Here is a 23,928-nt window from a genome sequence, read left to right on the forward strand (position 1 = left end):
GAACACAGTAGTTAAGCTCAGTAGCGCCAAAAGTAGTTGGAGGATCGCCTCCTGCGAGGATAGGACGTCGCGATGCAAAGTAAAAAGGGTTCACAGTAAAATGTGAGCCCTTTTTTGTGTACAAAAAAAGATAATAACGTCTTTATAAAGAGGAGGTAACGTGATGAAAATTCATGACAAATCTTTATTATATGGTCGATATGTAGTTTGCACAAAAGACAATATTCATGCACTACCAAGTGATGCGACAATTTTTCCGGCTATCTTAAATGGGCAGTGTACACGATGTCAAAGTGAAATTTTAAAGGTATGGGAATTACCCAACAATGTTAGCTATTGCTGGGGGTGTGAAAAAATGGGGCGAATTACATCGAATGATTATTTAGTAACTTTAGCAGATCCAAACAATTTTAAGCACAGTGAAAGTCCTTGCATTTGGAAAGGAAAATTAACACCATCGCAAGAATCAGTTTCTAAACAACAATTAATTGCTTTAGAAAAAAATATTTCTCATTTGACTTATGCAGTAACGGGAGCTGGTAAAACAGAAATGTTATTTCCAATGATAACCAAGGCAATCCAAGATAATATGCGTATTGCGATCGTAGCTCCCCGTATTGATGTCGTCATTGAATTAAAAAAACGGATACAAGATACATTTAGAATCCCATTTGTAACCTTATATGGTGGTAGTACAGATGAATATTATTATACACAATTAGTAATTGCAACGACACATCAATTGATGGCTTTCAAAGAAGCATTTGATGTTATTGTACTTGATGAAGTAGATGCATTCCCATATGCAGAAAATACGATGTTAAATTATGCTACAGAGCAAGCTTTGAAAAAAACAGGAATTAAATTTTATTTGACTGCTACTTTAAATCGACACTTAAAAAAGTTAGTAAAACAGGGGGTAATAGCATTTTCAACGTTACCGCGACGGTTTCATGGATATGAGTTACCGAATATAACAATTAAAATCATACAAAATTGGCGCCGTAAATTACCAGTTAAAATGATTAAACATATAACGTATTTAAAACAAACTAAAATTAAATTTTTATTATTTGTGCCTGAGGTAGCAGATGTTGAAAGGGTGGTAACACAATTAAAACATACGGGTATTAATGTATTAGGTACTTATGCGACAGATGAAAAACGATTAGAAAAAGTTCAAGCCATGCGTGATAAACAAATTGATGGTTTGATCACAACAACTATCTTAGAACGTGGGGTAACTTTTAAAGGAATTGATGTTTTAATTCTTGGCGGAGATGAAAATATTTTTACAGTAACGACATTAATTCAAATTACCGGTCGCTGTGGTCGTAGTTTAGAAAGGCCAACAGGAACCGTTACCGTATATGCCAGAGAGAAAACAAAGCAACTTATGACTGCTAAAGCAGAAATAAATTATTTAAATATATTGGGTAAGAAATATGATGTGTGAATTATGCCAACAAGTTATTAAAAATGATTGGAATTTAAATATGTTATTTAATTTATCGTTAGTTAAACAAGATATAATCTGCCAGGAGTGTTGGAATGAATTTGAAATGATTAATCCCATAACCGGATGTCTAGAGTGTCAGATAAAGATAAACCAAGAATATTGCCAAGATTGCTTACAATGGTTTAAACAAGGCTATCCAAAAATTAAAAATCAAGCTTTATTTAAATATAATTTTAAAATGAAAGAATATTTTAAAAGCTATAAGTTTAGTGGTGGCTATCATTTACGTCTGGTTTTTAAAGATGTAATACAACAGAAATTAGCAACGATGGATGTTGATCAGATCGTGCCGATTCCAGTTACAGATAAAACATATGCACAACGAGGCTTTAATCAAGTTGTTGGTCGGTTAGAAGACTTAACATTTGCAGAATTACTAGAATGTCGTTATTCTAATAAAAAGGTACAGTCACAAAAGAATCGACAGGAACGTCTAAAAACGGAACAACCATTTCAACTGGCTGTTTCTCAGGCATATATCTGTAATCAAAAGATTTGTTTAGTGGATGATATCTATACTACTGGTCGCACTTTACGCCATGCAGCACAATGCTTATTAGATGCTGGTGCACGAGATGTAACGTCAATAACGTTAGCACGATAATGATACCAATTAAATGATAACGCTTTCTTTTTTTATTATTAATGTGTTACAATATAACTACCGGAGGGATACAAATTTAAAACTTCGGTAGGGTAAGATATAGATTTTGGGGATTAATATCTTGCAAATTCAGTTAGACAGGAGACGGGATTATGCTAGAATTTAAGGTACGTGGTGAGAATATTGAAATCACTGATGCAATGTCAGAGTACATCGAAAAGCGTGTTTCACGTTTAGAACGTTACTTGAACACAGAAGCTAATTATATTGCTCGTGTTAATGTACGCTCATACAAAGAAGGTACTTTTAAGACAGAAGTAACTATTCAATTACCATATTTATTGTTACGTGCAGAAGATACACAAACAGATATGTACCAAACTGTTGATTTTGTTTCTGAGAAATTAGAACGTCAAATTCGTAAGTACAAGACTAAGGTTAACCGTAAGTCTCGCGAAAAGGGTTACAAGGGATTAGAAAATACTGATTTCATGGTTGAACCTGAAGCGACTGATGACGAGTCAGAAGACGGATTGAACATTGTACGTACAAAGCATGTTGATTTGAAGCCAATGGATGTTGAAGAGGCTGTTCTTCAAATGGAATTGTTAGGCCACGAATTCTTCATTTTCCAAGATGCTGAGACTGATTTACCAGCAGTTGTTTACAAGCGTCGAGATGGTAAATATGCATTAATTGATACATTAAATTAAGAATAAATATTGTATAATTTAAGATAGGAAATTTAAATCATACAATTAATTAAATTGAAACGATTGAGACTGGGGATTTTTCCTAGTCTTTTTGTATTATAGGAGAAAAATGATGCCCAAGAAAAAATTTATTACGATGCAACAATACAGTGTCTTATTAGGCGGGGATATTGAAGCCATTGAAGAAGCTGGTAATCATGTTGCACCTTATTTTGAAAAATTAGATGAGGCAATAAAAGCTAATAGAATTTCAGAGTTGTCAGATCAAGAATTTTTAGAAATAGCAACAGAGTTTGAAAACACGGTAGAAGTGTATCAAGACGTTGTAGAAAAATTAAATCGTATGTCAGCTCCGGTTAGATTTATTGGGGCTCACAAGAACATACAACAATTATTTACAGCATATACAAGTGCAACTAAGATGATGGCTGATTCTTTAGATACTAAAACAAAACAGGTTGAGCTAACGGCGTTTAAACAATCAGAAAAAGATCAAGATGTCTATTTAGATAAGTTCTTTGCGCAAGTTCGACGTATTTTTACTATGGGAACAAAATAAAATGGCAGATTTAGACCAAACGAATGATATAATAACGATTAACGTGCCACAAAAAGTGGGTGAGCAACTAACATTGCCTACAAAAAAAGTGCAAGCAGTGACCGACTTATTGAACGATGGGAATACGGTGCCGTTTATTGCTCGATATCGTAAAGAAGCAACGGGTAATTTAGATGAAGTCCAAATTCGTGATATTCAAACCGTTACCAAACAATTAACTGAAATCCAAAATCGTAAACAAACGGTTTATAAAGCAATTAGTGAACAAAAAATGATGACACAATCGCTCAATAAAGCGATCGTAGCAGCAGATTCTCTACAAAAAATTGAAGATATTTATTTACCTTATAAGAAAAAACGACAAACAAAAGCAACTGTTGCCAAAGAGGCAGGACTGATGCTATTTGCGCAGTTAATCCAAACCATTCCAGATGTTGATTTGAAATCGGAAGCGATGCAATATGTTAATCCAGCAAAAGATTTAAATACTAGTGAAGATGTTTTTGCAGGAGTGCATGAAATTTTTGCAGAAGTGATTGGGGAAAATGCAGGGCTTCGTGATTGGGTACGTCAATTTACTTATAAAAATGGTCATTTGGCATCTAAATTAAAGCGTGGTGCTGATAAAAAAGATGAGCAAGGGGTATTTGAATTATATTATGAGTTTGATACGCCTTTAAAAAAGGTACAAAATCATCAAGTTTTAGCAATTAATCGTGGTGAAAGTGAAAGCGTATTATCAGGTAATATTACTACTGATGAGGAAGCGATTAATCGCTACTTTAAATTCCGCTTAGTTGGGACTAAAACAGGGTTAGCTGCCGATATTTTGAATACAGCGGCTATGGATGCCTATAAAAGGTTTATTAAACCAGCTATTGTACGTGAAATTAGAAAAGATTTGTTTACGCAGGCCAGTCAAGACGCAATTAAAATTTTTGGGACTAACTTATATCATTTATTAATGGCAGCCCCATTACGAGGACAAGTTGTATTGGGATTTGATCCGGGAATTCGTACGGGTTCAAAGTTAGCTGTTGTAGATAAAGCCGGTCAATTTTTGGATAAAGCGGTCATCTATCCGCATAAGGCCCCAAAATATAATCCAAAAGATGCACGGGATACAATAATTAAGTTAGTTAATAAATATGATGTGTCATTGGTTGCTATTGGTAATGGGACGGCTTCACGTGAATCACAGCAATTTATTGTTGATATTATAAAAAAAGATTTGCCAAATCTACGTTATGTAGTTGTTAATGAAGCTGGTGCATCAGTCTATTCGGCTAGTGATGTCGCACGATCTGAATTTCCGGAATTACCGGTAGAACAACGATCAGCTATTTCGATTGCTCGTCGTATACAAGATGCTATGGCTGAATTAATTAAGATAGATCCACAAGCTGTGGGGGTTGGCCAATATCAACACGATTTACCAACTAAAGAGCTATCTCTGGAATTAGATCACGTATTAGAAACAGCAGTTAATCAAGTCGGGGTTAACTTAAATACTGCGTCACCACAATTGTTAACTCATATTGCAGGCTTAACGAGTACCACAGCCAATAACATTGTGACATACCGTAATGAAAATGGGAGTTTTAGGGCACGGACTGAGTTAAAAAAAGTTGCAAAACTGGGCCCTAAAGCATATGAACAAGCAGCAGGATTCTTACGGATTCCCAGTGGTAAAAATGTGTTTGATAATACTGATATTCATCCGGAATCATATAAAATTGCTGAACAGATTTGTCTGGAGGCAGGTGTTGAAGATTTGGGACCACATGCTGCAGAAAAATTGCGTCAACTAGATACACATTCCTTTGCGCAAAAAATTAATGTCGGCTATCCCACGTTGCATGATATTATTGACTCATTGATTACACCCGGTCGAGATTTACGTGATGATGCTCCAATGGCAACATTAAGATCGGACGTGTTGACGATGGATGATTTGCAAGTTGGTATGCAACTGCAGGGTACAGTGCGTAATGTCGTGGATTTTGGCGCTTTTGTGGATATTGGTGTTCATGAAGATGGCCTGGTGCATATTTCAAAACTTTCAAAAGCACATGTAAAAAATCCACATGCTGTGGTTGCTGTTGGCGATATTGTCACAGTCTGGGTGACTGAAATTGATAAAAAAAGACAACGTATTGGGTTGTCAATGATTGAGGCAAATAATTAAAAAAATTGGGACATTTTCTTTTGTCCCAATTTTTTGTTCAGGATAAATAACGTCATTAAGTGAAAGTTAGGCGGTTGCATGTACTGCAGATATTTGCTAACATTATTTACGTATTAATAGTGAAGCGAATGTGGCGGAATTGGCAGACGCGCAGGACTAAGGATCCTGTGGTAGAAATACCGTGAGGGTTCGACCCCCTTCGTTCGCATATTGATGATTTTAAGAAACCCTTGTTATATTAACGAAACGTTGATATAACAAGGGCTTTGTTTATTAGGAGATACTGTTTTTTCTGATAACTAATTATTAAATATTATTATTTACTAAAACATTTGCTACAAATTTACTGTTTTAAAATTAGCAAAAAATTACATGTTAATGGCGTTGTAAGTCAAGATAACCGCACCAATAATGAATAAGACACTGCCCCAAATAATTTGAGTGATGACACTTTTATCACCAAAGTATAAGCGAATAAGTGGGGCACTATTACCTAGTATTAAGATTAAAAGTCCTAATATCACAACTGCCAAACCAATTAATCCAAGCATATTTTTCCTCCAAAAAACAAATTAAACCATTTTGATATGTCATTATACAACAAAATGTTTTTTATCTCGTTATTAATGTGATATTATAATACTCGAATTATGATATTTTTGTAAATAGAAAGATATCTATGCTGAATCAATTAAAAAAGTGTTGACATGTTTGACTTAAAAAGGTAAGATATTCTTTGTGGTTGTGTTAATCAATTACATACATGGAGATATACCCAAGTCTGGCTGAAGGGAACGGTCTTGAAAACCGTCAGGTCGGGAAACCGGCGCGTGGGTTCGAATCCCCCTATCTCCTTAAACATTATTAAATGTTTTATTTTAATATTATAGCGGGTTGGAGCAGTCTGGTAGCTCGTCGGGCCCATAACCCGAAGGTCGTAGGTTCAAATCCTACACCCGCAATTAATGGAGATGTACCCAAGTCTGGCTGAAGGGAACGGTCTTGAAAACCGTCAGGTCGGGAAACCGGCGCGAGGGTTCGAATCCCTCCATCTCCTTTTTTAAGATAACCGTGTCCCTTGGACACGGTTATTTTTATAATCATGACATTTTCTAAGTATGCGAGGGGTTTAATATATGCCGGTACGTAAAATTCGATATTACCAATACGCAATCGTGATGTTTATGTTAGCGTTGTTAGCTGTTATTTTTTTACCAACGCTATTAAATACATCGCCGTTAGTGACAGCGCATATTAACCACTTGATAATGACGCTGTTTGGGTTAGGCGCTGTAATGATTGTGTATTTAGACGATCGTATGATAAAACAAGCATTATATCAAAGTAAACAAATGAAGACGGTGACTTTATGGTTGCCAATTTTGGGGCAAACAATTTGGTACCTAGTTGTATTGTGGATTTATCTTATAAACCTAAAAGACCATGCCATGTGGACGATGACGCTACCAATGCTATTTTTGGGTATGTCATTCATGATGGGGTCACTAGGTTTATTACAACGAGAGACTTTGTCAATTATTGTTAATGAACCAATGAAAAAAACGACACATCGATTGAATATCATGACTGTATTTTTAGCCATCTATGCGTTATTATTTTTTGGCTTGACTGCTAGTTGGGTATATGGTTTAACAATAATGGTGTCAGTATTAATAATAGCTGATGCAAATTGGCCAGCATTATGGGCTGGATGGCATCGAGAAACAAGTTTAGATGATTTACCAGCACAAGGTATTAACTTTAAAGACGTTCGTGTTATTGAAAAATTGCATAATGTATCAACGATTGTGACTGAAAAAAGAGGGGTCTTAACCCATGATAGTGTAACTGTTCATTCTATTTTGTCATTAGATGAACGTTATAGTGACTTTGATATATTAGGACTGGCAACAGGTATACTAGCGTTAGAGCCTAAATCTGGTTTATCACAGGCGATTATTAAATACGCTGAAGACCACACAATTTTCCCCTCAACAGCTTCTGAACCTGAAATTTTATTCGGTGCAGGTGTGAGAGGTGTCGTTTTCAATGAACGTTTTGCTGTATTATCTGCTTCTCAGACATTGGCAGAAGGTTATGCTGTTGACGAAGAAGCATTAGCAACTTATAAAAGTTTGGGTAATTCCGTAAGCTATGTTGTTGATAAATTACAAGTAATTGGTGTTATTACCTTTGGTGATACATTAAGTAAATCATTAATTTCATTGAATGATTTTTTTATAAAACGTCATTTATCAGTTAAAATTGCTTCTGGTGATACGGTTGGTGCAACGGCACCGTTAAAAAAAATGATGTCTTCATTGACTGATATAAAGAGTGACTTGACTCCGGAAAATAAACAAGCACAATTAGATGAATGGTTAGCAAATAAAAATACGATGTTTGTAACTAACCAAGACAATTTACCTGAGGACACAGACGCAATTACAGTGGCTGTTAATCGACCTGATCTTAATGCAGATATTCATGTTGAAAAAATGACAGACTTGAAGAAATTCTGGGCAACTGCAGATCGATTAATTCAGATAGATAAAAAGATGTTACGCTGGGCTAGTTTGCCAGTTATTATATTGTTATTATTAGCAGCTGGATTAGGTATATTTATTTCACCATGGTTGTATATTTCACCAATTATTGCAGTCATAATTCGTTATGTCATGAGTTATATGTTACGCTTGCAAATTAAAAATAAAAAAATAAAGTAAATTGTACAGTTAAAATAGTGCCATTTCATCATGAAAATGTTGATATGGCGCTATTTTGTTGTTTACAGTATCAGTTAGTTGTATTGACTTATGGGGCGTAAAAGCCTAAAATTAGTTATGTGTTAATAAGCGCAAAAAAACACTATTGATTTGACATAAACGTCAATTCTCTAGACAGGAGAAACAAGATGAACAGCACATTAATGATCATCCTGTTGTTGCTTGTCGCAATCGTAATTAGTGGTGTGATTGGTTATCAAGTGGCTAAAACAAAAATTAACCATACATTGACCATTTCACATCAAACCGCTACAGACATAACGAGTCAGGCCGCTGTTGATGCTGAGCAATTAAAGAAAAATGCTTTAGTGGAAGCGCGTGACGAAAGCCAACGTTACCAACAACGTATTGAGGGTGAATTACAAGAACGCCGTTCTGCTGTAAAATCACAAGAAGATCGTTTGGTAAGTCGTGAATCTGTTTTGGATCGAAAAGATGCTTCACTACAAAAACGTGAAGAAGTCATTTCGAGCAAAGAAACAAAATTGGATCATCAACGCCAAAGTGTTAATGATAAGCAAAAACGTGCTGAGGAATTAGTCACACAACGAGAAGAAAAGCTTGTTGAAGTAGCTAGTTTAACTCGTGATGATGCACGTAATCGCATTTTATCAGAGACTAAAGAGGCACTAGTTGCTGAACAAGCCGTGATGATCAAGGATAGTGAAGGACAAGCCAGTGCAGAGGCAGATAAACGAGCTAAGAACTTAGTTGTTAGTGCAATTCAACGGTCTGCTGCTGATATGGTGGCTGAGTCAACGGTCTCAGTCGTGACACTTCCAAATGATGATATGAAGGGTCGTATTATTGGTCGTGAAGGCCGTAATATTCGCGCTCTTGAGACAGTAACGGGTATTGATTTAATTATTGATGATACACCAGAAGCTGTTGTATTGAGTGGATTTGATCCAGTTCGTCGTGAAATTGCTAAGAATACCTTGGAGAAGTTGATTGCAGATGGTCGTATTCATCCAGCACGTATCGAGGAAATGGTTGAGAAGTCTCGTAAAGAGATGGATGAGCATATTCGCGAAGTTGGTGAACAAACTATCTTTGATTTAGGTATTCATAATATGCATCCTGACCTCGTGAAAACAGTTGGTCGGATGAACTACCGTACAAGTTATGGACAGAATGTTCTTGTTCATTCAATAGAAGTCGCAAAACTAACTGGCTTGTTGGCAGCTGAGTTAGGGGAGGACGTTACGCTTGCCAAGCGCGCAGGATTATTACACGATATTGGTAAGGCTATTGATCATGAAGTAGACGGTTCGCACGTAGAATTAGGTGTCGAATTGACAACTAAATACAAAGAACGGTCTGTCGTGATTAATTCGATTGCTTCACACCATGGTGATGTTGAACCCGAATCTGCAATCGCTGTTTTGGTTGCTGCAGCTGATTCTATTTCAGCCGCACGTCCAGGAGCACGATCAGAATCTTTGGAAAATTATATTCAACGTTTGCAACAGCTCGAAGCTATCGCAAATGAATTCAATGGTGTTGAAAAATCGTATGCTATTCAAGCAGGTCGAGAGGTTCGTGTTATTGTAGAACCAGCAGCTGTTTCTGATATTGAAGCAACTGTATTGTCTCGTGATATTCGTAATCAAATTGAAAATGATTTAGATTATCCGGGCCATATTAAAGTAACAGTTATTCGTGAATCGCGTGCCATTGAGTATGCAAAGTAAAACAATAACTTAAAAGAAGCGTAGACATTGAAAATGTTTACGCTTCTTTTTGTATTAGTAAAATGATGCTTGGCACACATATGATTTGTAATCGTTAATACAAAAAATGAAATTTTTCTAAAAAAAGGTTTACAAATCTAATGGAAACGCTTACAATAGTATTTGTGTTAGAGATACGGGGGAACGTATACGAATAACAAGATTATGAAGTAATTAACGGAATTGGGGCCGTTAAGTTGGTATGTCGCATTTCACTCTTACTGTTCGAATTATTAATTAATTTCAAAAAAACTTGCTGAAAACTCTTCTCCTTCAGAAAAAATAGAATGATAATTAGAATTTTATTCGAGCAGTAAGAGGGTGATGAGACGACTCAATATCAACATCAACGCTTTCACAATCAAAAAATATTTTGTGGGTCGTCATCCACACCAAATCGTTTTGCGGATACGCAATGCGATTTTTTATTATAGAAAAATTAAAATCAAATTATTCGCATATTTAATTAATTGTCGATATACTATATGTATTCCCCGTGGTAGTTGCTTTAAAGCTATCAAGTACATCTTTTCATGTACAGAGCGCCGTAGATATACGGTGTTTTTATTTTAAATGATTAAATTATGTTGACAAAAATGAAAAATAGATTAAAATAAATATTATCAATTAAGTAAAGGGGCAAAAATGATGATTAATATGACGTTAACAACTGAAACGAAGTATTACTTTTGGTTTTTTAGGTGACTATCCGAAATGACCAAAAGCATTTTTTGCTAGGTTTCGGATAAAAAATATCCGAAACCAAATAATAACCGATTTAATTGATAGATTAAATTGAATTTTATTAGGGGCTGGGTATTTTATAATAAATACCCAGTTTTTTTATTGTAATCATTACTGGGTAGGGGCAGATCTAAATTAGAGTAGTCGTAAAATTACGGGAAAAGGTAGAATGAATATGAATAAAATGAGTAAAAAAGAATTTGGATTAGCAATCTTGAATGGTAATGCGAGTGGTATCATTATTGCTTTAATTCCAGCAGCGTTAATTAGCCAATTATTAGTTATAATGCCACAAACTGAAATTGTAAAAACTTTAAATATGATGGTCATGTTATCACAGAGTGCTTTGCCATTGATTGCAGCATTCGCTGTAGGAATTTTATTGAGATTTGGAACAATTGAGAGTGCATCAATGGCATTAGCTACTTTTATTGCTTCAGGTGTTGTTACGACACAGCATGGACAGTTTGTAATTAGCGGGTCAGGTGTAATCTTAAATATAATGTTGACAACGTTAATGGCTAGTTTGGTAACGATTTTTTTCCATAAAATACTTGGACAATTGCGGGCAGTATTTGAACCACTAGCTGTTTTAGTCGTTGGTGGTGGGCTAGGATTAGTGACTTTACCAATCATGGTATCAATCCAAAACAGTATTGGTAGGGTTGTTCAAGCAGCAACAACAACGGCGCCACTTGTGATGGGAATTTTGTTAGGGGCTTTATTTGCAATTTTAATTGTATCGCCATTATCGTCAGTGGGAATTGCGACTGCTATAGGTTTGGCCGGAGTTGGTGCAGGGGCTGCTAATGCTGGTATTGTGACAACGTCATTAGTGTTAGCGATTATGGGAATGAAAGAAAATTCTTGGGGGTTATTCATCGCTCATTTCATGGGATCACCTAAAATTCAAATGGCTAATATGTTATCAAAACCTAAATTATTTATTCCTGTGCTAATTGCGTCTGCAATTTCAGGAGGTATTGCCAGTCTATTAAAGATGGCCGGAACACCATTTTCAGCAGGGTTTGGGATGTCAGGATTAATTGGCCCCATTACAGCATTGAATGAATCAAGTGGTAGTCAAATAGGGATGCGGGTTATAATTACTTTCTTTGTAATCCCTATTGTTTTAGCATTATTAATGAAATACATTTTCGTTAATAAATTACACTTAGTTGATACTAAAGATTTAAAATTACCAGAAATTTAATGACGATAATAAAAACAGTTGTTCAAGCAATTAATACGCTGAACAGCTGTTTTTTAAATATATAGCTAACAAAACATTTGACAACCCAATATTAGATTGTGTATAGTATTGCTTGTAACATAAAAGAAATAAAATAGAAATATTAGGAGAAAAGTTATGACTGAATCATTATTGATTGCGAATCAATTAAATAAAAGTTATTTAAGTACAGCGGGTGTACAACAAGATGTTTTACATGATCTCTCATTTTCAGTAGATAAGGGCGAGTTTGTTGCAATTATGGGTCCGTCTGGATCTGGTAAATCAACGTTATTAAATATCTTATCAACATTGATGGCGCCAACTTCAGGAACTGTCACAATCAATAATAAAGATATTTGGCAATTATCTGATAAAGAAGTTTCAAAATTCCGTGGTCAAGATATGGGATTTATTTTCCAAAATTATAATTTGATTGATAGTTTAACTGTGCAAGAAAATATTAGTTTGCCTCTAACTTTACAAAAAGCTAGTGTCAAAAAAATTAAGCAAGCTGTTCAAAAAGTTTCGCAAATGTTGCATATTGAAGATTATTTAAATAAATACCCAAGTGAACTTTCGGGAGGACAACAACAACGTGTTGGTGCAGCACGTGCTTTGGTGCACAATCCGGCGCTTATATTTGGGGATGAGCCAACTGGGGCATTAGATTCTGAAAATGCACGTGAAATGATGAATTATTTGACAAGTATTAATGGTAATGAAGGTATTCAATCATTATGGTAACGCATGATGCTTTCTCAGCATCATTTGCATCACGTATTCTGTTCTTAACGGATGGTGAAATTACGAAAACAATTAATCGAGATAATCAACCGCGTGAAGTCTTTTATCAACAAGTTTTATCTGAATTAGGGAACTTTAACTAGTAGGAGGCGCATATGTTTGGAATTGCTTTAAAATCACTACGATCAAAGTGGCGTGATTATATTGTATTATTTGTTGGATTGATTATCTCAGCGGCCATTTTCTATATGTTTAGTGCAATGGCTAATAACAAAGCATTTTTGGAATCAAATTCCATCGTGTCACAAATCTCAATCATTTTCGTAATTGGGGAAATTCTTTTAGGAATTATTACTTTTGTATATCTAAATTTTGCCAATGCATTTTTGCTACGATTACGTCAGTCAGATTATGGATTGATGTCAATGTTGGGTGCAAGTAAAAAACAAATTAGTTCGCTATTGTTACGTGAAACGTTAAGTATTGGTGTTATTTCAACAATCATTGGAATTGTTTTGGGGTTTGCATTAACGTCATTGAGTAGTAGCTATTTGATTAAACTATTAGGGGTTGAATTGACGCATTGGCAGTCAATTTCGATTAAGTCAGTTGTTATCACATTGATGTTTTTCACAGTATTATTCTTGCTAAATGGTTTATACAATCAACGTCGCTTGCGGAAACAAGATACATTGACATTACTATTGGCTAATAAACAAGTTAATCAACCTAAAGTGCATGTAAAAGTAGATCTATTTTTTGGTTTAATTGGGCTAGCTTTGTTAATTGGTAGTTATGTATTAATGCCAAAGATAGCATCGTTAGGTATGGCAGGCTTTGTACTTATTTTGGTTCTGAATGTTTGGGGAACTTATTGGTTTATCAGTCGCACATTAAAAATGATAACGAATGGAATGCGTCAATCATCATTTAGTATGCGAGGATTACGTTCATTTATTAATGGACAGTTATCATTCCGTTTACCAGACTATCAACGGATGTTATCATCAATTGCCATTATGTTTGCACTAGCATTGGGTGCCATGTCAGTTGGTCAAGGTTACTACCGTATGTTGCCGAAATTAGCTGAATCAAGCTACTCAATGACAGCAGTTTATGATACTGACAAAGTTAAAACGGATAACTTAAAAGATATAACATGGCAACAAACATACCATTATGTTAAAAATGGACAAACTGTGTATTTTAATGGTGCAGAATTTAATCAAAATAAATTACCAGCTCGAGTACCTGAAAAAAATGGGGCATCAATGCGGACAAAATGGTTAACTGGAGATTATATTCGTCAAACACCTGGATCTGAGTATACGTTAGAAGGAATTGCTAATCAGTTACTTAACCAAAGCTATGGTGCTAAAGTAGTTGTTACGCAAAATCAATCAGAAATGCCAACTAATGCTAAGGTGCAGTCGTTACGATTAGTCAAAGTTGCTGATATGCTGGTTAATGAAAAAGAATTGGCGCATAATGCGGATATTGAAGAAAAAGTAAACAATACTAAGGTGGAATATGCTGCTGGTTCTTATGCAGGATATCAACAAACCAAAGGAATTTTTGGTGGTATTGAATTCATGGGAGTCTTTTTGGGAATTGGTTTCTTAGCAATGCTAGCAGCAACGTTAATGTTTAAGACGTTATCTGGGGTTGCAGATGATAAGCAACGTTACCGTATTTTGGCAATGATTGGTACAAGTAATAAGCAAATTACGCAGACCGTTGCAACTGACTTAGGGATCTTATTTGGTATCCCCATGATTATTGGTATTCTTGATGTTGTCTTTGGACTAAAAATGTTTGCGCCATTAATGGCAGGTGAAAAGAATATTTATCTCGGCTTTGGTCCGTCATTAGTAGGAATCTTAGTTTTGTATCTAATTTATTATGTCTTAACAGTCTGGATGTATCGTCGTTTAATAAAAAACTAATTCGCCATTTTTACAGAGAATACGTTATAATGAAGACATATTCAAAATGTTGTGGAGTAATGAGACGTCCATACTATATAAAACGCCTATCTAAACGCGCAAGATAGGCGTTTTTTCATTTATTATTTTATAGAGTCGATTATTTTTTATAGATTATTTGCGTAAACGTTTGTGCCTAATTAAATAATCTTTTTTGTAAACGTTTGCAATTGTTATAGAATTGCATTAAAATACCTTACGAATAGAAAAATAAATTAAAAAATCATAGGGGGATTCCCAAATGTCATTGTTAGGTGCTATTGAAGCAGGTGGAACAAAGTTTGTGGTGGCTGTTGCCCCAGTTGAAGATCCAGAAAAAGTGATTGCTCGTGAAAGCTTTCCAACTGAAGATGGAGCAGCAACTGTTAAAAAAGTACAAGAATTTTTTGATCAATATGAAGATATTGCAGCAATTGGAATTGCATCATTTGGACCAATTGATGTTAAACCAGATAGTGCAACATATGGCTATGTGCTAGATACACCTAAGCGGGGATGGTCAGGGTATAACTTTTTGGGTGCTATGAAATCATGGCGTGATATACCATACTATTGGACAACTGACGTAAATGCTGCTGGTTGGGCTGAATATGTTTCTGGTGCAGCATCAGATGTAGAAAATGTTGTTTACTTAACGGTTGGTACGGGTGTTGGCGCTGGTATTATTGCGAATGGTCAATTTGTAGGAGGGTACTCACATCCCGAAGCTGGGCATATTGTAATGGCTAAGCATGAAAAAGATACTTACGAAGGACTATGCCCATTCCATCATGATCGTTGTTTAGAAGGTTTAGCTGCTGGTCCAGCTATGGAACAACGCTGGGGCGTTTCAGCAAAGGAATTACCTGATGATCACTTAGCATGGGAAATCGAAGCATATTATCTTGCACAAGCTGCATTGACATATACGGCAACATTACGTCCAGAACGTATTGTGTTTGGTGGTGGCGTACCACATCGTGAAAACTTACTACCAATGGTTCGTGAGTCATTTGCTGAACAATTACATGATTATCTTGCTGTTCCTGATTTGGATGACTACATTGTCTCAGTCGGTAATGGGGATAATGCCGGAATCTATGGTTGCTTCTACTTAGCAAAGGATATGATTTCTGACTAAAAAAGCTAATTTTAATAGCTACAACACCTGTTTACAAATTATCTCAGATATATTTTGTTAAATTCTTGATATACGATATAATTAATTGGTTACCTCAAGATATAATTTACAAAAAAGTGAGAATTAATATGTTAACGGTTATTAAACAATATGAAGATAGAGATGTAATAATATATGATTATTACGTTGAAAATCGACAAAACGTTTATGCTGATGTTGGGCATATTATTATTAAATCCATGGGTGGTTTGGCAACTTGGCGAGCAGTGAATGATCCAAGAGAAGATTATCTTAAACAGGCCCTTAAAGGGTTATTTATGAAGAGAAATCAAAATGGTGGTGTTTACCCAGAAACTTTAAAAGTCGTTGTTGCAGAAAATAAAAAATGAAAGTCTCAAAAGTTCAATGGTAATTTTTGAGGCTTTTTTGTATTGTTTGTTTAATTGTAGTGAAATGACTAAAAATCAATTGTTGAATAGACATGGTTTAAGGTTAATGAAGGTAACGAAAACTGATTAATGGCAAAAAATAGAATGAAAAATTAAACTAAAATTAGAAAAATGATTGTTTCTATCATTTTTAAGTGATATAATCTACGATAAGTCATCAATCTTATTCATGTTTTCTACTCTTAAAAATAGATGATTTAAAGTGGCTATGTTCCGTCAGGGAGTAAAGCCACTTTTAATTTTGTTAAGGTTGTTTTTAAGTTATTTTATATTTATTTTAAGATGAAAAATTTAATATGAGTGTTGTTGATAGGGGAGCCCACCCCAATTAACAGCTCATACTCATAAAAATTTACTCAAGTGTTTAAAATAAAATTTAGATACCTACTCCTAAGAAAATCAAATGATTTATTATTGAGTTATTTGATTAAAAACACCTACTAAACAAACATTAGTAGGTGTTTTTCGTATAAAAAAGGCTAATTTTAATAAAAGCTTGATTTTTATCGGGACAACAGATAAGTTAGACAATAACTAATAATTACTAGTGAAGGGGTCGGGATGAGAGAGAAGAAAAATAGAAAAAAAGTATGGCAATGGGGATTAATTGTAATTATCGGTATTTTTATTATTGGAGGTAGTGTTTACGGACATAAAGTGTATCGTGAACAACATCCCAAATTATTAACAGATGAACAAATTAAAGATAATTTAGATATTCACCTAAGCAGCGGTTTGCTTGATAAACAAAAAGAGTTGAACCAAAAGTATGATAAAGCAACACGAGATGCTCAATATACGCCGGATAAGATGTTTATACAAGCTAATCCGTATAAGACATCCCCATTGACGGCTTTGGTCATTTTTAAAACTGATACACCGGCTAAAGTGAGCTATACGGTGGCTGGTAAAACAGATAATACTGCGATTACAAACACCGTTAATAAACAGACAAAAAATCATCGTGTAAATGTGGTAGGTTTATATGCTGATACGGATAATAAAGTAACATTTAAAATAACGAAACAGAATGGTCAAGTTGAAGAAAAAGTTATAAATATTAAAACGGAGCCATTGCCAACACGGTTGGCTGATGTCAATATTAAGGTTAACATGGCAAGTAAAGATCAAATGGCAATTGGGAATAATGGTTTAACTGTTTTTACAAGAACGACTAAAAATCCATTTGCAATTGATGCAGATGGTGCAATTCGTTGGTATTCCACAGAATATAATCAACATATTTTTAAAACATTAAAAAATGGTCATTTATTGATTTTACGTAAACAGAATAATAGTGAGCTTGTTTACAATGATTTAATTGAAACAGATTATGTCGGTAAAATTTATCGTCATTACCAGTTTAGTAATAAAACATCATCAACAGAAAATTTGAAATCTACGAATAAGAAAGATGGGGAAACAACGGTTGTCCATCATGATGTTATTGAATTACCGAATGGTAACTTGTTAGCCACTGTTTCAGACGGTTCAAAGTATATTGAAGATACCATGGTTGAAATTAATCGTAAGACAGGTAAGGCAGAACGGGTAATTGATTTTAAGAAGCTATTTCCTGATGAAACCTATGCGCATTACAATGCAACTAAGCGTAGTGATGGTAAAATTGATTGGTTACATCAGAACTCGATTAATTATGATCAGGAGGATGATAGCATCATTATTTCTTCTCGACACCAAGATCTAATTATGAAATTTGACTATAAGACAATGAAGCCAAAGTGGATATTATCTGGTAAACCAAAGGCGAAGTGGCCAAAAGAATGGCGGCAGTACGTACTTAAATACGCAGATGGCACATCAATTAATGGTGGTCAACATGACGCTCGTGTGGTGCCTGGATCACAAAAGGATGGTCAAGAGATCATTTCATTCTATGATAATAATAGTGCTGTTTCATATGGCGATAAAGAAACGACTACAAAGTATTCAGCAGGGCGTGAACTTAAAATTAATTTAAAAAATATGACAGCTAAAGAAATTTGGTCATATGGACAGGCGTTAGGAGAAGCAAATTATACTGATAGGATTGGTTCGAACCGACTATTAGATAATGGAAATTACCTAATTGATTTTGGTTATTTAAATGCCAAAAATGGGGATGCCTCAAATATTTTAGAGGTTACGCCAGAAGGATATCAGGTATTCAATGTTGAATTAAGTAACTTACAATCAAAGGGTTACGTCTATCGTGCTTATCGTATTAAGATATCTTAATTAATTTATTGACCTTGCATAATAGTATTTAAAACGATAAACTTAAATAATTATGAGAAAAAGGTGGTTAAAAAATGAGTGAAATTACCCAAGAACAATTAGCAGCATTTAAAAAGGATGTTGATGAAAAACCTGAAGCAGCTATTTTACGTGGGGCTGTAACAACTAATGGTATTTTAAAGGCAGCTCGTGACAATCAACGTGCTGGTGAATTGACCCCTGTCTTTAGTGTTGATTTAGAAAGCTCACCTGTGGCTAATCAATTACAGTCAGGGCGTTGCTGGATGTTTGCGGCATTGAATACAATGCGTCATGATATGAAAGCAATGTATGGGTTGCCGGGTGATTTTGAGTTATCACAAAGCTACACATTTTTCTGGGACAAGTTTGAAAAAGCAAATTATTTTTACAATAATATCGTGGCAACTGCAGATAAGGCAACAACTGATCGTGAAGTAAGCTTTCTTTTGGCAACACCACAACAAGATGGTGGTCAATGGGACATGATTGTTGCGATTATTGAAAAGTATGGGGTTGTGCCACAATCAGCATTTCCTGAGTCACAAGCATCATCACATTCAGCTGAATTTAATCGTCTGTTTAATGGTAAGTTACGTAAAGATGCAATTGCTTTGCGTAACTTGGTTAATGATGGTGCATCACAGGCTGATATTGATGCTAAGATTGAGGCTTTAAATAAAGAAAACTATTACATGCTATCACTAACATTTGGTGAGCCGCCGCTATCATTTGATTTTTCATTCCGTGATAAAGATGGTGAATTCCACCGTGAGCAAAGCATGACGCCACAAAATTTCTTTAAGAAATATATTGGTTGGGATTTGAGTGAGTATATTTCAATTATCAATGCACCAACTGAAGATAAGCCATACAACCAAACATATGGTGTAAAGATGTTGGGTTCAGTTGTTGGCGGTCGCGATGTCAAGCATTTAAATCTTGATTTGGATACATTTAAGGACCTTGCAATCAAGCAACTTTCAGCTGGTGAAAATGTTTGGTTTGGGGTTGATATGGGACCTAAGCTAGATCGTGTTGCTGGTTTGATGGATACTGAATTGTATGACGAAGACAGCTTATTTGATATTGATTTTAGCTTAACTAAAGCAGAGCGTTTAGATTACGGTGATTCATTGATGACTCACGCCATGGTTTTGACTGGTGTTGATTTAGTAGATGGTCAACCAACTAAATGGAAGGTTGAAAATTCTTGGGGTGACAAGAACGGTCACAAGGGATACTTTACAATGTCAGATGAATGGTTTGATCAATTCACATATCAAGTGGTGATTAAAAAAGAATATTTGCCAGAAGAATTACGTGACATTTTTGAAAGTGCAACACCTAAAGAATTAGCACCTTGGGATCCAATGGGTGCGTTAGCTTAATAATATGCTAATTAAAAAGAGTCGGACAAAAGTTTTTTGAAGCCGATACGTAAATTGTGTTGCTTGAGGCTTCAGCCTTTTGGAACGCGTTTACGCTATAAAACTTACAAGTGTTTGATTAATATATTTTTAGTGAAGAGCTACTAGTTTGAAAACTAGTAGCTCTTTTAGTTTATAATCATAAGATAGACTATTACGAAATGAGGCTTATATGTTAAAAGAACAATTATCAAAAAAATTAGAATTATTCAATAATCAAGCTATTGATGATCAAAAGATAGATATATTATTACGACCAATTTTAGTGCAGGGAATGCAACGCGGTTTTCAAGCAGCATATCTCTATATAATTGGCGTGTCTTCTGGAATTGAACCTGCAGCACAAACAGCTGCTTGGGTGGATCAAATTGAAGCATTGGCCAACGAACGATTTACACCATTTGTAGCCGAAATTGAACAGATTAAGACTGTTGTAGGGAAAGAAGTGGTCAGCATGCTATCTGAAGAAGCGCATGCTATAACGGCACACCAAGATAATACAATGAAAATCCAAAATTTTATTATGCCATATTTTAATGGCTGGTTTTTAGGGTATTATCATGCGTTGGTAGCAATGTTAGCAGCCGATGATGTGACTCAAGTTGATAAGCTAGATGTCCAAAAAAAGGCGTCTGATCAAGCCATGCAGGCGGTAGAAGTGGAACGACGAAATTTTCAAAAGCAGCCAGTTTATCGAGATAGTGTCTTACGCGATATATTAACAGGATTACAATAAGCCTATCAGTATATTTCTAGCTATTACAAACAGAAACAAAAGGATTATCCGGATTTTCTTTGAAAATAATTGGTATTATTTTCATGGTAATCGATCATATTAATATCTATCTGGGTAATGTTTTGCATCTACCGTTATGGGTATCACTTTTAGGACGCTTTGTTGCGCCTTTATTCATATTCTTTATTATTGAAGGATTTTACTATACACATAGTCGTCAAAAGTATTTCTTACGTCTATTTGTTGGTGGTGTGTTAATGTATGGTATTAATTTATTGTCCAATATTTTAACGAATAATACGACGAATCCTTACACAAAACAATTCGACGTCTTTTATCTTTTTCAAGGTCAAAATATTTTTATGACATTGGCGCTTGTGTTGCTGTGGATTTGGATATTAGATACGATGATTGTTAATCATCTGCACATTGCAAGATACACGATGTTAATTATCGCTTTGGTGGTGATAATGCCATTTATCATCATTAGTGAAGGTGGTCCGTATGAATTGGTAATGGGATTAATTTTTTATCTATTCCGAGGAAACTTTAAAAGAATTAGTATGGGTGTGACAATTTTTTCAATACTTCTGTTTGTGCATGCTTTGATGACTTACTTTGGACAAGTTGAAGTAGGTTCCTTATATCAGACATTGACCTTCGATGATGAATATATGATGATTACAGTATTACCGTTTATTTATCTATACAATGGGCAGCGCGGTGGTAATGGGCAAAAATGGCAGAAGAATCTGTTTTATTATTTCTACCCAATCCATTTGATCATAATATATATTTTGAGTAATATTTTTTAAAAATTTGATAGATGAAAAGGCCGATATATTAGCGAAAACACTGATATATCGGCCTTTTTAATTTGTATGCATATTATAAAAATTAATTTAATGCTTTTAAATTTAAAAAGCATTATATAAGGCAACAGTAAAACGTATTAAATATTATTTTTTTGAGCAGATTAATTGATAATCGTATTTATGCATGTTACTATGGCTTTGTAATTAGGGGTAAGACAGTTGTCATTATTTATTTTGTAGATAGATTGAGGAGTACTTATGAAAAGAAAAGATGGCAAACTTGGCTTATTAGAGAAAATTTCTCTAATTATGACAGTATTACAATTGTTGTCGCGCTTGTATGGAGTGCTTAAGCATTACCGTAATCGTAAAAGGTTTTAATAGTTATATGGCACGTAAGAAACGGGGGGAATAGATGATTGGTAAGATTTTTAAAGTGGCCCTATCTTTAATGCTACTTGTGAGTGGTATTACGATTTTAGGAACAATTTTTACAGCAAAGGGAATTGATGCAGTCGGTGATAAACTAGAAGATAAATTGCATGGTTAATTATTTCGACGAGTAAACTTAAATTAAGTCTAGAGGCGTGATATGCAAAAAAGTAAAAGAAGTCTATTAGTGATTTTTACTCTTGGATATTTGCTCGGAATTAGTTTGCTGATTTGGCCCAATATTTATACAGAATCAGTCAGATTACTGAAAGAAATTGGGCTGAATGTTACTTTGTCAGCTAGTACATTTATTTACTATTACGGTTTGACTTTATTAGCTATTACAGCGATTGTATTGATTGTTGTCTTAGGTTGGCCAAAACAGTTAAAGGATGTGCCACTGCAGAAGAATAAAAGTGGTCGTTTAGCACTAAGTAACTATGGTATCACTCAGTTTATTAAGCTAAAACTTTCCGGTGAAGATTTATCAAATATCAAAATTAAGGTTAAAAATACAAAGCGACAACATAAATTTTATATTGTTGCTGATGCAGCATATAAGCAAGCAACTGTTAAAGAGCTACCACGTATTTCAGATGAATTACGTGAGAGTGTTCAAGAATTGCTTGCGGGAGAAGGCAAGCAACCAGTTAAAGTTGATATTAAAGTAAATCAAAAATCAAATTCAAAGCGCAAAACGGCGCGAGTTATTTAATAAGGAAGGTGAATTAAATGTTGGACAGTAGATCAATGAAAATATTGATTAGTGGTCTTATCGGTTTCGTTCTATCAACTTTGTTAGTAACTGTTGGTTTTTGGAAAACGATATTAATCATAATCATTACTTTATTAGCAGCAGGAATTGGTTCTTTACTTGGTAGATATAATATTAATCTATCAGTTATTACTAAAATATTTACAAGAAAATAATGGATCCTATATACGTTTATAGATAAGAGGGGAATTTAAAATGGCTATTGAAAAGAAGAACGAAACAGCAGTTGCAACAAAAGGTGAACTAACATTTGATGACAAAGTTGTTCAAAAGATTGTTGGTAACTCAATTGAAAAAGTACCTGGTTTGCTAGGCGTTGATGGTGGTTTTGTTACTAACATTAAGAACAAGATTGTTAACAGTGACAACCCAACTGACGGTATCGATGTTGAAGTTGGTAAAGAACAAGTTGCTGTTGATCTAAGCATCATTATGGCCTACGGACACAATGCTCACGATGTTTACAAGGCTTTAGTACAAGCAATTAGTAAGCAAGTGAAGGATACAACAAGCTTAGAATTAGTTGAATTAAATGTCGAGGTTGTGGACATTCAAACTTCAAAAGAATTCGAAAGCGCACAAACGACATTACAAGATCGTGTAACTGATGCAGGTGGTGTTGTAAAGGAAAAAACATCAAACGGTGTTGAGAGTGTAAAATCATCAACTGCGAATATGGTATCTGATGACGAACGTGTAAAGTAATAGTTTGCGACATAAATTAATGTAAATTATAGCTCGTGAATCTGTGATTATGCCAGGTTTTCGAGTTTTTTAACTGTGTATCAGCCATTGATTTTGTGTAACTATTTTAGTAGGGACTTCTAGCTTTAATTGTCAAATTTGATTCTTATATATATAATTATTTGACAAAGTTGCTGCGATTCAGTATAGTATGAACAAATAAATTCGGAGGGTTCATTATGATTCAATCAATGTTTAATGTGATTAATAACTGCTGTCAAGCATCGCACTTTTGGCGATGTTTGGCCTTTTAGCGTTGACATTTTTGAGGAATAATGACCTTGAAAATTCAATGCCTGTCAAAGGCATGAACTTAACAAAGGGTGCGAAAATTCATTTGAGTTTTCGCACCCTTTTTCTAT

At 34.7% G+C, this 23,928-nt stretch carries 20 protein-coding genes, 4 tRNA genes and 1 pseudogene; 24 read left to right on the plus strand and 1 reads right to left on the minus strand.

Annotated elements, in window-relative coordinates; all coding sequences use genetic code 11:
* The first annotated feature begins 355 nt into the window (after positions 1-355).
* The 6 genes from FFM61_RS04765 (at position 356) to FFM61_RS04790 (ending at position 5,791) form a co-directional block, all read left to right on the plus strand.
* A complete protein-coding gene (locus FFM61_RS04765; RefSeq protein ID WP_240005971.1) occupies positions 356-1,456 on the plus strand; it encodes a helicase-related protein in 1,101 nt (366 codons plus the stop codon).
* 241 nt (positions 1,457-1,697) lie between these two features.
* The gene (locus FFM61_RS04770; protein WP_137604609.1) at positions 1,698-2,123 is read left to right on the plus strand and encodes a ComF family protein; all 426 of its coding nucleotides are present in this window, start codon (positions 1,698-1,700) and stop codon (positions 2,121-2,123) included.
* A 152-nt stretch (positions 2,124-2,275) separates the two neighbouring features.
* Positions 2,276-2,836: a ribosome hibernation-promoting factor, HPF/YfiA family gene (hpf, locus tag FFM61_RS04775; RefSeq protein ID WP_074427507.1), complete on the plus strand. Its 561-nt coding sequence runs from the start codon at positions 2,276-2,278 to the stop codon at positions 2,834-2,836.
* Between the two features lie 112 nt (positions 2,837-2,948).
* Positions 2,949-3,395, plus strand: a complete 447-nt coding sequence (locus tag FFM61_RS04780) for a hypothetical protein (protein ID WP_074427508.1) — start codon at positions 2,949-2,951, stop codon at positions 3,393-3,395.
* 1 nt (position 3,396) lies between these two features.
* Positions 3,397-5,583, plus strand: a complete 2,187-nt coding sequence (locus FFM61_RS04785) for a Tex family protein (RefSeq protein ID WP_074427509.1) — start codon at positions 3,397-3,399, stop codon at positions 5,581-5,583.
* A gap of 124 nt (positions 5,584-5,707) precedes the next feature.
* A tRNA-Leu gene (locus FFM61_RS04790) sits at positions 5,708-5,791 on the plus strand.
* 160 nt (positions 5,792-5,951) lie between these two features.
* Here FFM61_RS04790 and FFM61_RS04795 read toward each other — a convergent pair.
* Positions 5,952-6,134, minus strand: coding sequence for a hypothetical protein (locus FFM61_RS04795; protein WP_074427510.1), 183 nt, complete (start codon positions 6,132-6,134; stop codon positions 5,952-5,954).
* Between the two features lie 214 nt (positions 6,135-6,348).
* Here FFM61_RS04795 and FFM61_RS04800 point away from each other — a divergent pair.
* The 18 genes and pseudogenes from FFM61_RS04800 (at position 6,349) to FFM61_RS04880 (ending at position 23,527) form a co-directional block, all read left to right on the plus strand.
* A tRNA-Ser gene (locus FFM61_RS04800) sits at positions 6,349-6,438 on the plus strand.
* 33 nt (positions 6,439-6,471) lie between these two features.
* Positions 6,472-6,545: transfer RNA gene (locus tag FFM61_RS04805), tRNA-Met, on the plus strand.
* 5 nt (positions 6,546-6,550) lie between these two features.
* Positions 6,551-6,640 (plus strand) — tRNA-Ser (locus FFM61_RS04810).
* Between the two features lie 79 nt (positions 6,641-6,719).
* Positions 6,720-8,309 (plus strand): HAD family hydrolase, encoded by a 1,590-nt coding sequence (locus FFM61_RS04815; protein ID WP_074427511.1) that lies wholly within the window; start codon positions 6,720-6,722, stop codon positions 8,307-8,309.
* A gap of 188 nt (positions 8,310-8,497) precedes the next feature.
* Positions 8,498-10,063 (plus strand): ribonuclease Y, encoded by a 1,566-nt coding sequence (rny, locus tag FFM61_RS04820; protein ID WP_074427512.1) that lies wholly within the window; start codon positions 8,498-8,500, stop codon positions 10,061-10,063.
* 952 nt (positions 10,064-11,015) lie between these two features.
* Positions 11,016-12,059 carry a PTS sugar transporter subunit IIC gene (locus tag FFM61_RS04825; protein ID WP_074427513.1) on the plus strand — a complete coding sequence of 348 codons (1,044 nt, stop codon included), beginning with the start codon at positions 11,016-11,018 and terminating at the stop codon, positions 12,057-12,059.
* A gap of 156 nt (positions 12,060-12,215) precedes the next feature.
* Positions 12,216-12,967, plus strand: a pseudogene (locus FFM61_RS04830) (ABC transporter ATP-binding protein).
* A 12-nt stretch (positions 12,968-12,979) separates the two neighbouring features.
* Positions 12,980-14,770, plus strand: a complete 1,791-nt coding sequence (locus tag FFM61_RS04835) for an FtsX-like permease family protein (protein ID WP_074427514.1) — start codon at positions 12,980-12,982, stop codon at positions 14,768-14,770.
* A gap of 280 nt (positions 14,771-15,050) precedes the next feature.
* A complete protein-coding gene (locus FFM61_RS04840) occupies positions 15,051-15,929 on the plus strand; it encodes an ROK family protein (RefSeq protein ID WP_074427515.1) in 879 nt (292 codons plus the stop codon).
* Between the two features lie 128 nt (positions 15,930-16,057).
* A complete protein-coding gene (locus FFM61_RS04845) occupies positions 16,058-16,318 on the plus strand; it encodes a hypothetical protein (protein ID WP_074427516.1) in 261 nt (86 codons plus the stop codon).
* Between the two features lie 621 nt (positions 16,319-16,939).
* On the plus strand, positions 16,940-18,616 hold the full coding sequence (locus FFM61_RS04850) for an aryl-sulfate sulfotransferase (RefSeq protein ID WP_074427517.1): 1,677 nt from the start codon (positions 16,940-16,942) through the stop codon (positions 18,614-18,616).
* 74 nt (positions 18,617-18,690) lie between these two features.
* Positions 18,691-20,025 (plus strand): C1 family peptidase, encoded by a 1,335-nt coding sequence (locus FFM61_RS04855; protein ID WP_074427518.1) that lies wholly within the window; start codon positions 18,691-18,693, stop codon positions 20,023-20,025.
* Between the two features lie 211 nt (positions 20,026-20,236).
* The gene (locus tag FFM61_RS04860) at positions 20,237-20,800 is read left to right on the plus strand and encodes a hypothetical protein (protein WP_074427519.1); all 564 of its coding nucleotides are present in this window, start codon (positions 20,237-20,239) and stop codon (positions 20,798-20,800) included.
* A gap of 59 nt (positions 20,801-20,859) precedes the next feature.
* Positions 20,860-21,615 (plus strand): TraX family protein, encoded by a 756-nt coding sequence (locus FFM61_RS04865; RefSeq protein WP_275669065.1) that lies wholly within the window; start codon positions 20,860-20,862, stop codon positions 21,613-21,615.
* A 415-nt stretch (positions 21,616-22,030) separates the two neighbouring features.
* The gene (locus tag FFM61_RS09180) at positions 22,031-22,165 is read left to right on the plus strand and encodes a hypothetical protein (protein ID WP_255313610.1); all 135 of its coding nucleotides are present in this window, start codon (positions 22,031-22,033) and stop codon (positions 22,163-22,165) included.
* A gap of 42 nt (positions 22,166-22,207) precedes the next feature.
* Positions 22,208-22,762: an alkaline shock response membrane anchor protein AmaP gene (gene amaP, locus FFM61_RS04870; protein ID WP_074427521.1), complete on the plus strand. Its 555-nt coding sequence runs from the start codon at positions 22,208-22,210 to the stop codon at positions 22,760-22,762.
* Positions 22,763-22,797: 35 nt separating this feature from the next.
* Complete coding sequence (locus FFM61_RS04875; protein ID WP_240005972.1) at positions 22,798-22,977, plus strand: DUF2273 domain-containing protein; 180 nt, start codon at positions 22,798-22,800, stop codon at positions 22,975-22,977.
* A 40-nt stretch (positions 22,978-23,017) separates the two neighbouring features.
* Positions 23,018-23,527, plus strand: a complete 510-nt coding sequence (locus FFM61_RS04880) for an Asp23/Gls24 family envelope stress response protein (RefSeq protein ID WP_074427523.1) — start codon at positions 23,018-23,020, stop codon at positions 23,525-23,527.
* Positions 23,528-23,928: the final 401 nt, after the last annotated feature.

The sequence above is a fragment of the Weissella hellenica genome (assembly GCF_005405545.1).
Lineage (GTDB): Bacteria > Bacillota > Bacilli > Lactobacillales > Lactobacillaceae > Weissella > Weissella hellenica.